Consider the following 11635-nt stretch of genomic DNA (forward strand, 5'->3'; position numbering starts at 1 on the left):
CCGGACGATGTCGGGTCCAGGGTAGCGGGTGGCTAGGTTTGCGGTCATGGCCGGCCCAGCGCTCGGAGAGCGAGGCTGGCAACCCTGGCGGTCCGCGATGGCCGCACTCACCGCTCCCGGCGGTTTCTACCGCCGCGGCGGCGCCAGGCAGTTCCGCACCGCGGCAAGGTCCGAGCTGTTCGCGGCGGCATTGCTCCGCCTCATCCAGACCGTGGACACGGCGCTGGCTCGCCCGGCCCGACTACAGGTCGTCGATGTTGGCGCCGGTGGGGGGGAGCTTCTCACGGCGTTGGCCGCCCTGGCCGATCGGGAACTGGCCAGCCGCCTCGACCTGCTCGGGGTGGATGTGGAAACTCGACCGGACCAGCTCCCGGCCGTGATCGGCTGGAGCCATCGGCTGCCGGCCGCGATCTCCGGCTGTGTCGTGGCCCACGAGTGGCTGGACACGGTGCCGATCGACGTCGTCGAGCGCACACCGGCCGGGCTGCGCGTGATCGAGGTCAATGGGCGCGGTGAGGAGCGCCGGGCCGGAAAGCCGACCGCCCGGGACGCGGCCTGGGTCGGCGAATACTGGCCCGGCGCTCAGCGGGCCGAAGTGGGCTGGCGACGCGACGTCGCATGGCGGGCACTGGTGCGCCGGGTTCGGGCCGGGTTGGCCGTAGCGATCGACTACCAGGCCGACCCGACGGTCAGCCCGCTCGGGACTCTCACCGGCTACCGGGATGGCCGGCAGGTCCGACCACTCCCGGATGGCCGGACCGACATCACCGCCCACGTCCTGTTCGGCTCGCTCATCGACCCGGAAAGCCGCCTTCTGACCCAGGCCGAGGCGCTCGAACGGCTCGGCCCGCCGTCGAGCCTCCCCCCGCGGAGTGCGGCCGACAACGATCCGGGCGGCTACCTGCGCACCCTGGTGCGCATCGGGGAACGGGCCGAGCTCGCTCGACCGACCGGGTGGGGTGGGTTCGGCTGGTTGGTCCGGGCCGTGGGCATGCCCCACCCGGACGATCTCGTCGGGTCAACCGCCATCGGAGCCTCCGATTAGCCGAGCCAGCAGGGCCCCGGTGAGCTTCGCGGTCCAGGGCAACGCCTTACCCCAGCGCGGGTGCCGGCCCGGCGCACGATGACGACTCCCGGCAGCGTGGGGGTCGGGGGCGCCGGAGCGGGGGCCGACGCCATCGTGACGATCGGTCCGCAACACCCGTCCGCGCACGGCGCCCTCCGGCTCGCGGTGCACCTGGACGGGGAGGTGATCCGCCGTGCCGAGCCGGTGATCGGATACATGCATCGCGGCGCCGAGAAGCTTTACGAGGTTCGGGACTACCGGCAGATCGTCATGCTCGCGAACCGGCACGACTGGCTATCGGCGTTCGCCAGCGAGCTCGGCGTCGTGCTGGCCGTCGAACGGATGATGGGTCTCCGGATTCCGGAGCGGGCCACCTGGCTCCGCACCCTGCTGGCCGAGCTCAATCGCGCAGTCCATCACCTGGCTTTCCTCGCCGCATTCCCGCTCGAGCTCGGTGAAACGGCCGCGGCCGCGGCCGCGACCGCCGGTCGCGAGTCGCTCCTCCGGTTGCTGGAGGCGGCGTCCGGTGGCCGGGTGCACTTCATGTTCAACCGGGTCGGCGGACTCAAGTCAGACGTGCCGGACGGGTGGCTGGCCGAGCTGCTGCGTGCCCTGCCGGCGGTCCGGACCACGATCGACTCAGAGCTACGGTCGGCGCAGGCCGCGGCGAGCTTCCGGGAGGCCACCGAAGGCGTCGGGCGGCTCGCCGCTTCGGTAGCCGAGGCGTACGGGGTGAGCGGCCCGGTGGCTCGGGCCTCCGGTCTAGACCTGGACCTGCGCCGGGACGACCCCTACCTCGGCTATCCGGAGCTGGATCTGCCGGTCGTCGGCAGGACCAGCGGTGACTGCCTGGGCCGGTTCGACTGTCTGCTCGAGGAGACGTGGGTCGCCCTCGACCTCGTCGAACAGTGCGCGCAACGGCTAGCCGGGCTCACCGGCCCGGTTTCGGTCCGGCTCCCCAAGGTCGTGCGGGCTCCCGAGGGCGAAACCTACGCCTGGACCGAGAACCCCTCCGGGATCAATGGATATTTCCTCGTATCGCGCGGCGAGGCCACCCCCTGGCGGCTCAAATTGCGCACCGCGTCTTTCAACAACGTCCAGGTCCTCCGCGAGATCCTGCCCGGTGCACAGCTCGGGGAACTCACGGTCATTCTGTCGTCGCTGTTCTTCGTCGTCGGAGACCTGGACAAGTAACTCCGACCTCGGGCACCGCGCCCGTGCACGGTCAGTCGCGGGTCCGCAGGTAGTCGATGAAGCGTGCCCGCATCAGCGGCTCCGCGTCACCGAGGTCGTGACCGAACACCTCCCGGACCGCTGCCACGGCCTCGGCGATACCTCCGGTGATGTTGCCAGCCGACCCATCCTCGGTGGCGATGCTGCGTGCCGCCGGGACGTGTTCGAGCAGGTCCCAGAAGAAGGCGACGTCGATGTGGCGCTCGGCGACGGCGAAGGCCTGATGCCGCAGCTCCTCGGTCGTGAGGCGCTCGAGCTCCTCGACAGTCCGACCCTCGGTCACGCCGTCACTGTAGCGACCGGTCACTCGGCGGCCGCACGCTCATCCTCGGAACCAGCCGGCGGACGTGGCACGCGGCACACCCCCTCGAGGAGCAACGCGGCAACGACCAGAGCCACCGCCCCCACGAAACCGGCCGCCCCGATCGGGACGTCCCGACCGGCCCCGTGCGAAGCAAGGTAACCGAGCAGCCCGGCGTAGCCGCCCGCGAAGACCGCGCCGGCAAGCGAAGACGCCTTGGCGAGGGCAGCCACCCTGGCGACCGCGAGTGGCATGATCGGTTTGGTCCGCGGCCGCCCCTGCAATCGGGAGCGGACGGACTGGGCCATCCCGGCCTCGGCCAGCGCAAGCACGAAGAGCAGGACGGGTGCGCTGACGGGCAGCGGCGGCAACGCCGAGTAGACGACCCGGGCTCCGACGAAGGCGGCCAGAGCAACCGCGGCGAACACGGCAGCCAGTACGACCGGTCGGGTCGGTCTCACGTCGACCGGAGGGTCAAGTCGTCGCGGCGGCGAATGCCCCGAACGTCGAGTTGCGCCAGGAGATCCGCGGCCCGTCCCGCGCCGGCGATCCTGGCCTGCGGGTCGACATCGAGCCACGGCGCGAGGACGAACGGGCGCAACCGGGCACGCGGATGCGGCAGGGTCAGCGCGGGCTCGTCACTGACCAGCTCATCGACCGCGATGACGTCCACGTCCAGCGAACGGGGGGCCCAGCGTTCAACACGCTCGCGACCGGCCCGGTGCTCAGCCGCCAATGCCGCGTCGAGCGCGAGACGTGGCCCGACGACCGCAGTCAGACAAACGGCGTTGAGGAAAAGCTCGGATCCCAGCATCCCCTGCGGGACGGACTCGTAGACCGGGGACACCCGCACGGCCCCGCACCGTTCGGCCAGGGTGTCCACGCCCAGTTGGAGCCGGCCGAGCCGATCCCCGAGATTGGAGCCCAGCGAGAACACCGCGGGCCAGGTCACCGCCGGGACCGGCGCAGGCTGACGAGGACATCCGCGACCGAGACGCCGACCGGCGCCTGCGGCTTGTGGACGGTGACCTCGACCTCGAGGATGCGCTCGTCCTCGAGGACCACCCCGGCAATCCGTTCAGCCAGGGTCTCTAGCAAGGCGACCGGCTCGCCACCGAGAACCGCGGCCACCCGGCCGGCGACGGCCGCGTAGTCAACAGTGTCCGCGAGCTCGTCGCTCGCCGCGGCCGCGCTGGTGTCCAGGTGAACCGTGACGTCCGCGACGAACAACTGGCCGGCCACTCGCTCGGTCGCGAGTACCCCATGGCGCCCATGCACCCGCAACCCGCGGATCTCGATCCGGTCGGTCACGAGAAGCTGGGCCCGCTCGGAGCGATGACGGGTGAGGCATGGTGAACCCAGAGCCGCCATTCGGACCCACGGCGACGGAAGACATTGGTCGCGCAGGCTCGCGCACTTTCGGCCAGGCCACCCGCGTCGTCGGCCACACCGGTCAGAATGTTCTCCTCGCATGTCACCACGGCGACATCCCCCTCGACCCGGGCGACGATCCCGGTGAGGAAGAACTGGATGTAGACCGTATTGGCCATGATCACCGACCAGGACCGGAGCACTCGCCCACGCCCGGACACCGGCGGCCATCCGGGGTGGACGCAGACCACGTCGTCGTCGGGGTCCCAAACCACGGACATCCGATCGATGTCACCGGCCTCGAAGGCGGCGTAGAGCTCGGCGTTGGCAGCCGTGACCGCGGAGATCTCGGTGGAATTCACCGAGTCCGCTCCGATGCCGCGGCCCGGGCGGCGGCGGCGACCTTGACGGCATCGAGATTGGGTCCCACCTCATGCACCCGCACCCCCCAGGCGCCGGCCGTCGCGGCCAGGGCGGTCACCGCCACGGTCGCGTCGTCGCGAGCCGACACTGGGCGGTCGGCACCGTCCGGGGCGGCCAGCACCTTGCCGAGAAACGACTTCCGGGAGGCACCCACGAGAACCGGTCGGCCCAGCGCAATCACGGCCTCGAGCCCGGCGATCAGCGCCCAGTTGTGTTCCGCGAGCTTGGCGAATCCAAGGCCCGGGTCGAGGATCACCGAACCCGGGTCGACGCCGGCGTCTACGACGGCGTCCATGGCCCGGCGCAACTCGGCGCAAACCTCGTTGACGACATCGGCGTAGACGGCCCGCTCGAGCATGTCTCGGCTCGGTCCGCGGTTATGCATGACGACATAGGGGACACCCGTGTCCGCTACCAGCCTCGGGAGCTCCGGATCTGCCGCGCCTCCGCTGACATCGTTGACGACGCGGGCACCGGCGCGCAGGGCCGCCTCCGCGGTCGACGCCCGGGAGGTGTCGATGCTCACGATCGCGCCCGCCTCCGCAAGCGCGGCAACGACGGGCTCGACCCGACGAAGCTCCTCGGCCGCGGTTATCTTGACCGCCCCCGGTCGGGTCGACTCACCACCGACGTCGAGGATGTCGGCCCCCGCCGCGAGCAGGGCCAGGCCGTACTTGACGGCGCTGTCAGCATCGGCGAAGGCACCCCCGTCGGAGAACGAGTCCGGCGTCACGTTGATGACCGCCATGATCCGGCAGCGCGGGAGTCCGGGCAGCCCACGCACTGACGGGAAGGCCGGCCCGGAGTCGCGCCAGCCGGAGTCGGACATGACCTCAGCGTAGGTGAAGTCGCTCAGGCCGACCGGGCCCCGGCAAGCCGGCGCAGCCGACGCAGGGCCGGCCGAGGCCAGACGATGAAGGCTTCCGCCTCGAGCGCGGCGACGGCGATCCGGGGCAGGTCGCGAGCGCTCGGGTAGCAGATGAAGCGCGGCTCCCAGATCGGCCTGAACTTCGCGTTGAACCGGTACAGCGACTCGATCTGGAACCACCGGGAGATGAAGACGAGCAGCCCGCGCCATGCCTTGAGGACCGGGCCTGCCCCGAGCCGCTCCCCCCGCTCGAGTGCGGACCGGAACACCGCGAAATTCAGCGAGATCCGACGAACTCCGAGATCCGGCGCGCAGCGAAGGGTCTCCACGATGAGGAACTCGTTGAGTCCGTTGTCAGCCGAGCGGTCCCTACGCATGACATCGAGGGAGAGCCCGTCACGGCCCCACGGCGCGAAGTGCAGGAAGGCGCAGAGCGTCCCATCCCGCTCGGCGGTCACCGCCACGCAGTCCCGGTCCGCTGGGTCACCGAAGCGGCCCAGGGCCATGGAGAACCCGCGCTCGGTCTGGGCGCCGCGCCAGGCAGCTGCCTGCATGCGCAGCTGCTCGATCTCCGCGGGCGGGATATCACCGACCCGGCGCAAGCGGCAGCAGTACCCGGCGCGCTCTACCCGGGCAGCAGCCTGACGGACGTTGCGCATGGCCCGGCCCTCCAGGCTGAAATCGCAGACCTCGATGATCGCCTCGTCCCCGAGCTCTAGGGCGGACAGCCCGGCCTCGCGGGTCCACACCTCGCCGCCGAGTTCACTGCAGCCCATCACGGCCGGTACCCACGCGTGCCGATGCGCGTCGGCGAGGAAGGCGGCGATTGCACCGGGCCAGGCCTCCGGATCGCCGAGCGGGTCACCGCTAGCCAGCATGACGCCGGAGACCACCCGGTAGGCGATGCATGACTTTCCGGTGGTCGACCAGACGACGTTTTTGTCTCGTCGCAGGGCGAAGTAGCCCAGGGAGTCCCGGGTCCCGAACTGACCCAGCAACTCGCGCATCCGTCGTTCGTCCTCGCCTCCCAGCGACGCCAGCGGCTCGGGTGGGCGCAGGGCCAGGTACGCGGTGGTCATGGCGATGAGGACACCGAGTGCTACCAAGCTGTCGCTGACGATGTCCTCGACCCGGGAGTTGCGGAACCGGACGTGCCCGGTGACGCCGATCAGGCCCTTGAGCACGTACCCGAGCTGGGTGCTCAGCGACGGCGCGCCGATCAGGTCGTGTCGGCGAACCGCGAGCATCGCAAAGCCCAAACCGACCGAAAGTGCGAGAAGGCCAAAGAAGGCGAGGAGGGCTGACCACCGGGTCCGAGGGTCGCCGGCAGCCGGAAACTCCGCACGGAGCAGCAAACTGGCGGCGAGCAGGACGACCGAGATGGTCGCCTCCTCGATATCGAACCCTTTCACGACGTGAAGCACGACGCTGATCGCGAGCAACGCGACGACCGCTTGCCATGCCCTCCGCTTCCGTCGGCGCAGTCCGTGCGCGAGCAGAAGGAACAGGATGCCAACGACGATGGTCAGGGCGGTCGCTGCATGGGTGATCGCCCCGGGCAGCACCCGGTTGAGCGCGGCCACTCGACCGCGCAGTCCCGGGGTAACTCCGCTGCCGATGTCCAGCAAACCGATGAACGTGGCCAGCCACCCGGCCAGCCTTGGCACCCACGGCCAATGCCAGGTGCGGTCCAATCCGACGGGGTCGGTACCGGGGACGGCGCTCGGCCGGCTCACCGACCGAGGATAAGGCTCAGCGCCTCGCTCCGGGTCGACTGCGAGCTGCGCAGCTGACCCCGGACCGCGGAGGTGATGGTTTTCGAGCCGGGCTTGCGCACCCCGCGCAGTGCCATGCAAAGGTGCTCGGCCTCGATCACGACAATGACTCCCCGCGGCCGTAGGTGGCGGTCCATCTCGTCGGCGATCTGGGTGGTCAGCCGCTCCTGGACCTGCGGTCGGCGAGCCAGCACGTCGACCAACCGGGCGATCTTGGACAAGCCGGTGATCTGACCCTCCGGGTTCGGGATGTAGCCGACGTGGGCGACACCGTGAAACGGCACCAGGTGGTGCTCGCACATGGAGGCCAGCTCGATGTCGCGGACGATCACCATCTCGTCGTGTCGGGCGTCGAACATCGACCCGAGCACCTCGCCCGGATCAAGGTGGAGGCCCCCGAACATCTCCGCGTACGCCCGAGCGACCCGCTGGGGGGTGTCGCGCAAGCCAGCCCGTTCGGGGTCTTCGCCGATCGCCAGGAGGATCTCCCGGACTGCCGCGCTGATCCGCGCCAGGTCGATCGGGCCGGCGTCCGGCCTGCCGGTCCCGGGCGCCAGGTGTCCGGCCACGTCAGCCGGTCGCCCCCGGTTCGGGCCGACGCCGCGGCGTCCGGCCCTTCTCCTTGGCCGCCGGCCTACCCTTCTTGGCACGCGGTACGTCCGCGGTGCGCTCGGCGCCGCCGGTCGAGCGTCGGGAGCCGGGTGGCTCCGCTGCGGTGGCCCGGCGCCCGCCCGCGCGTCCGCTCCGACCGGATCCATCGCGGGTTCCGTTCCCCGCGCCATTCCCGCCGTTCGATGCCGAGCCGTTACCGCTTCGAGGCGTACGGGCCCGACCGAGTCCGGCGACGTCCTTCGGGCCCAGCAGGGCCAGTTCGTTCGGCGTGAGAACGGGGGGGACGTCCTTGGCCGGCCGACGGCGCGGGCTGGCAAACACCCGCGAAGGACGTTTCGTCACCGAGGCGAAGACCTCCGCGAGGTCGTCCTTGTTCAGCGTCTCCTTGTCGAGCAGGCGCAGGACGAGATTGTCCAGAACGTCGCGGTACTCGACGAGGATGTCCCAGGCCTCGTCGTGGCCCTGCTCGATGAGTGCTCGCACCTCGTCATCGATCTGGGCCGCGACGTCTTCGGAGTAGTCCCGCTGATGCCCCATGTCGCGACCGAGAAAAACCTCACCGTTCTCCTGGCCGAACTTGCGGGCCCCGAGCCGATCGCTCATCCCGTACTGGGTGACCATTGCCCGGGCGGTCGCCGTCGCCTTCTCGATGTCGTTGGCCGCACCCGTCGTGGGCTCGTGGAAGACGAGCTCCTCGGCGGCCCGGCCGCCGAGGGCGTAGGCAAGTGTGTCCATCATTTCGGACCGGGTCAGCGTGTACTTGTCTTCGGTCGGCAGCACCATCGTGTAGCCCAGGGCGCGACCACGCGGCAGGATCGTCAGCTTGTGCACGGGATCCATGTTGGGCAACGCGAAGGCCACCAGGGCGTGACCGCCCTCGTGGTAGGCCGTGACCTTCTTCTCCTTGTCCGACATCACCCGACTCTTTCGAGTCGGGCCGGCGAGGACACGGTCGATCGACTCTTCCAGCATGGCGGTGGTGATCTGTCTGGCATTCGAGCGAGCCGTCAGCAGGGCGGCCTCGTTTATGACGTTGGCCAGGTCGGCCCCGGTGAAACCCGGCGTGCGCCGCGCGATCACGTCAAGGTCGACTTCGGGGGCGGCGGGCTTGCCCTTGGCGTGCACCCGGAGGATCGCTTTCCGCCCTTCCAGATCCGGCCGATCGACGACGATCTGCCGATCGAAGCGACCTGGGCGCAGCAGGGCCGGGTCGAGGATGTCCGGGCGGTTCGTCGCGGCGATCAAAATGACGCCGCCCTTGACATCGAAGCCATCCATCTCGACTAGCAGCTGGTTGAGGGTCTGCTCCCGCTCGTCGTGGCCGCCGCCGAGTCCCGCGCCGCGGTGGCGTCCCACGGCGTCAATCTCGTCGACGAAAATGATGGCCGGAGCATTCGCCTTCGCCTGCTCGAACAGGTCCCGCACCCGCGAGGCGCCGACGCCGACGAACATCTCCACGAAGTCCGACCCGGAGATCGAATAGAAGGGCACCCCCGCCTCGCCGGCGACCGCCCGGGCGAGCAGCGTCTTCCCGGTTCCGGGCGGACCGTAAAGCAGCACGCCCTTCGGGATCTTGGCGCCGATCGCCTGGAATTTCGCCGGATTCTCCAGGAACTCCTTGATCTCTTGAAGTTCCTCGATCGCCTCGTCCACACCGGCCACATCGGCGAAGGTGGTCTTCGGCGTGTCCTTGCTGACCAGTTTCGCCTTGGCCTTGCCGAACTGCATAACGCGGCCGCCGCCGCCCTGCATCTGGTTGAGGAAGAACAACATGATCAACAGAATGAAGACGAAGGGCAGGAGGCTGAAGATCAAGCTGATCAGCTGGTTGGGGTGCGAGACCTTGATGTCCGTGGCGACACCGTGAGAGTCGAGCTCGCTGACCAGGGCGGCGTCGTAGTGCTGGGTGTAGGACGAGGTGAGCTTGGTCGCGTTCTTCGTGGCGGCGCTGGCCGACTTCACGACGACCTCGATCGCCTGATTCTTGTCGTCGACGATGGCCGAGGCGACGTTGCCGACGGCAATCTGGTGCTCGATCACCGAGAGGTCGACCGACGTATACCCGCTGGCGTTGGCCAGGACCGAACTGAGCGAGAACACGAGTATGACGAGGACAACGATCCAGAGGATCGGACCCCGGGACATCCGCTTGAAATTCATCGATTCGGGCCGCCGGCGGCGCCCGTCCCTCCTGCCACGCTCGTGGTCCCCTGTACGGCCCGGAAACCCGCCGAACAGCGTTCAGCCCGCCCTCCGGTCCCGCAACCGCAGGAATGTTGACGGTACACCGCACCGGATCGCACCGCCGCGCAGCGGGCTACCCGACTGAACGTTCGGCCAGGCTCCGTTGTTCCGAGTTATCAGAGCTGTCCGAGGTATCGGAGCTGTCCGAGCTGTTGCAGCCGAGAGGCACCGGAGCCGGGCCGACCTCGGCCAAGTCTACCAGCGGACGAAGCCCCCCCGCGGCAGCAGCGAGGTGCCCCGGGGGGGCTCAGCCGCCGGTCGTCCGGGCGAGCACTTCGGCCCGCAACGTTGCGACGAAGGGCAGGTTGCGGTATCGCTCGGCATAGTCGAGCCCGTAGCCGACGACGAAGTCGGTCGGCAAGTCGAAACCGACGTAGCGCACCGGCACGCCGAGCTTGACCGCCTCGGGCTTGCGGAGGAGGGCGCACACTTCGACGGTCGAGGGTCCCCGCGAGCGCAGGTTACGAACGAGCCAGGACAGGGTGAGCCCGGAGTCCACGATGTCCTCGACTACGAGCACATCACGGCCGGCGATGTCTCGGTCAAGGTCCTTGAGAATGCGTACCACCCCGGACGAGGAGGTCGAAGACCCGTAGGAGGAGACGGCCATGAACTCCATGGACAGCGGGGAGTGCATCGCCCGGGCCAGGTCTGCCATGACCATGACGGCGCCCTTGAGTACCCCGACGAGCAGGACCTCCCGGCCGGCGTAGTCCGCATCGATGGCCGCCGCCAGGTCAACAATCTTGCGGGCGATCTCCTCCTGGCTCACGAGCACCCGATCGACGTCCGGGTGCTCGGCGCGCAGGGCCGGACGGATCGGGGGCATCGAAGCGCAGCCTTCCATACGCCCGAACGGCGACCAAGCCGCCCGGCAATGAGACCGGCCCCTGCCCCCGCCAGGCGGTCACGAGGCGGTCCATCGCGGCGACATGAGCGGCAGTCACGGCGGTGGGCGGCGCCCCCGCATCAAGGGCCGCCCGACGAAGGACGCGGCTGCGCACGCCCGCCGGAAGCCTGGTCAGCGCCACCGTGCTGAGCGGGTCCGCGTCGGCAAGGGCCATGTCGGCCCAGACGTCGAGGGCCTCCGCGTCGGCGCGCAGCAGCGCGGCGGTCCGAGCGAGCGCCCGGGCGACTCCGGGCCCCAGCGCGGCCTCGAGCACCGGCAACGCCTGGTGCCGAACCCGGCTCCGAGCGTATTTCGGGTCTCGGTTGTGCGGGTCGTCCCACACCGGAAGGCATTCGGCGGCGCAGGCGGCTCGCATAGTGGCCCGGGGGAGGTCGAGCAGCGGCCGTCGGTAATGCCCGCGGATCGGTGCCATCCCAGCGAGGGATCTGGCGCCAGAACCGCGCGCGAGGCCGAGCAGCACCGACTCCGCCTGGTCATCCCGGGTGTGCCCCAGCAGGATGACGGTCGCGCCGAGCCGCTCCGCGACCGAATCGAGGACGGCGTAGCGAGCGTCCCGAGCAGCGGCCTCCGGTCCGGTGCCTCGCTGCACGACGTCGACCCTCGTGGTCTCGACCGGCGCCAGACCGATCCGGGCCGCCCATAGCGCGACCGCAGCGGCCCGCTCGGCGGATCCGTTCTGCAGTCCGTGGTCGACGGTGACCGCCCCGGCCCGAAAGCCAGCCCGCGGCGCGATTCGGGCGAGCGCAGCGGCCAGCGCTACCGAATCCGCCCCCCCGCTGACCGCGGCGACGACCAGGGTTCCGGCTGGAAGATCGGCCAGGGACCGTCGCAC

Annotated in this window: 13 protein-coding genes; 2 read left to right on the forward strand and 11 right to left on the reverse strand. The window is 69.9% G+C overall.

The features are described from left to right. Positions 1 to 46: 46 nt before the first annotated feature. Both VNG13_09095 and VNG13_09100 read left to right on the forward strand, forming a co-directional pair. Positions 47 to 1045, forward strand: coding sequence for an SAM-dependent methyltransferase (locus tag VNG13_09095; protein ID HVA60675.1), 999 nt, complete (start codon positions 47 to 49; stop codon positions 1043 to 1045). Positions 1046 to 1105: 60 nt separating this feature from the next. After that, positions 1106 to 2260, forward strand: coding sequence for a hypothetical protein (locus VNG13_09100; GenBank protein ID HVA60676.1), 1155 nt, complete (start codon positions 1106 to 1108; stop codon positions 2258 to 2260). A 31-nt stretch (positions 2261 to 2291) separates the two neighbouring features. Here the strand turns inward: VNG13_09100 and VNG13_09105 are convergent, their stop codons facing one another. The 11 genes from VNG13_09105 to tilS form a co-directional block, all read right to left on the reverse strand. Further along, the gene (locus tag VNG13_09105) at positions 2292 to 2582 is read right to left on the reverse strand and encodes a hypothetical protein (GenBank protein ID HVA60677.1); all 291 of its coding nucleotides are present in this window, start codon (positions 2580 to 2582) and stop codon (positions 2292 to 2294) included. A gap of 20 nt (positions 2583 to 2602) precedes the next feature. Next, complete coding sequence (locus VNG13_09110; GenBank protein ID HVA60678.1) at positions 2603 to 3061, reverse strand: DUF3180 domain-containing protein; 459 nt, start codon at positions 3059 to 3061, stop codon at positions 2603 to 2605. Further along, complete coding sequence (gene folK / locus VNG13_09115; protein HVA60679.1) at positions 3058 to 3552, reverse strand: 2-amino-4-hydroxy-6-hydroxymethyldihydropteridine diphosphokinase; 495 nt, start codon at positions 3550 to 3552, stop codon at positions 3058 to 3060. The genes VNG13_09110 and folK overlap by 4 nt, the downstream gene beginning before the upstream one ends. Further along, positions 3549 to 3911 (reverse strand): dihydroneopterin aldolase, encoded by a 363-nt coding sequence (gene folB, locus VNG13_09120; protein HVA60680.1) that lies wholly within the window; start codon positions 3909 to 3911, stop codon positions 3549 to 3551. The genes folK and folB overlap by 4 nt, the downstream gene beginning before the upstream one ends. Then, positions 3908 to 4333 (reverse strand): nuclear transport factor 2 family protein, encoded by a 426-nt coding sequence (locus VNG13_09125; protein ID HVA60681.1) that lies wholly within the window; start codon positions 4331 to 4333, stop codon positions 3908 to 3910. Before VNG13_09125 ends, folB begins: the two co-directional genes overlap by 4 nt. Continuing rightward, a complete protein-coding gene (gene folP / locus VNG13_09130) occupies positions 4330 to 5223 on the reverse strand; it encodes a dihydropteroate synthase (protein ID HVA60682.1) in 894 nt (297 codons plus the stop codon). The genes VNG13_09125 and folP overlap by 4 nt, the downstream gene beginning before the upstream one ends. 23 nt (positions 5224 to 5246) lie before the next feature. Then, positions 5247 to 6998, reverse strand: coding sequence for a phosphatidylglycerol lysyltransferase domain-containing protein (locus tag VNG13_09135; protein ID HVA60683.1), 1752 nt, complete (start codon positions 6996 to 6998; stop codon positions 5247 to 5249). Beyond that, on the reverse strand, positions 6995 to 7594 hold the full coding sequence (gene folE, locus VNG13_09140) for a GTP cyclohydrolase I FolE (GenBank protein HVA60684.1): 600 nt from the start codon (positions 7592 to 7594) through the stop codon (positions 6995 to 6997). Before folE ends, VNG13_09135 begins: the two co-directional genes overlap by 4 nt. Positions 7595 to 7607: 13 nt before the next feature. Then, a complete protein-coding gene (gene ftsH, locus VNG13_09145) occupies positions 7608 to 9809 on the reverse strand; it encodes an ATP-dependent zinc metalloprotease FtsH (GenBank protein HVA60685.1) in 2202 nt (733 codons plus the stop codon). Positions 9810 to 10140: 331 nt separating this feature from the next. Next, complete coding sequence (gene hpt, locus VNG13_09150) at positions 10141 to 10722, reverse strand: hypoxanthine phosphoribosyltransferase (GenBank protein ID HVA60686.1); 582 nt, start codon at positions 10720 to 10722, stop codon at positions 10141 to 10143. Continuing rightward, positions 10631 to 11635 (reverse strand): tRNA lysidine(34) synthetase TilS, encoded by a 1005-nt coding sequence (tilS, locus tag VNG13_09155; GenBank protein ID HVA60687.1) that lies wholly within the window; start codon positions 11633 to 11635, stop codon positions 10631 to 10633. The genes hpt and tilS overlap by 92 nt, the downstream gene beginning before the upstream one ends.

This window comes from Mycobacteriales bacterium (genome assembly GCA_035533475.1).
In the GTDB taxonomy this organism is placed as follows: domain Bacteria; phylum Actinomycetota; class Actinomycetes; order DATLTS01; family DATLTS01; genus DATLTS01.

Bases quoted from the DNA above. Each gene is read 5' to 3' on its own strand.
- ftsH (HVA60685.1), bottom strand. From the start codon at position 9,809: ATGAATTTCAAGCGGATGTCCCGGGGTCCGATCCTCTGGATCGTTGTC.
- folP (HVA60682.1), bottom strand. From the start codon at position 5,223: ATGTCCGACTCCGGCTGGCGCGACTCCGGGCCGGCCTTCCCGTCAGTG.
- VNG13_09095 (HVA60675.1), top strand. From the start codon at position 47: ATGGCCGGCCCAGCGCTCGGAGAGCGAGGCTGGCAACCCTGGCGGTCC.
- hpt (HVA60686.1), bottom strand. From the start codon at position 10,722: ATGCCCCCGATCCGTCCGGCCCTGCGCGCCGAGCACCCGGACGTCGAT.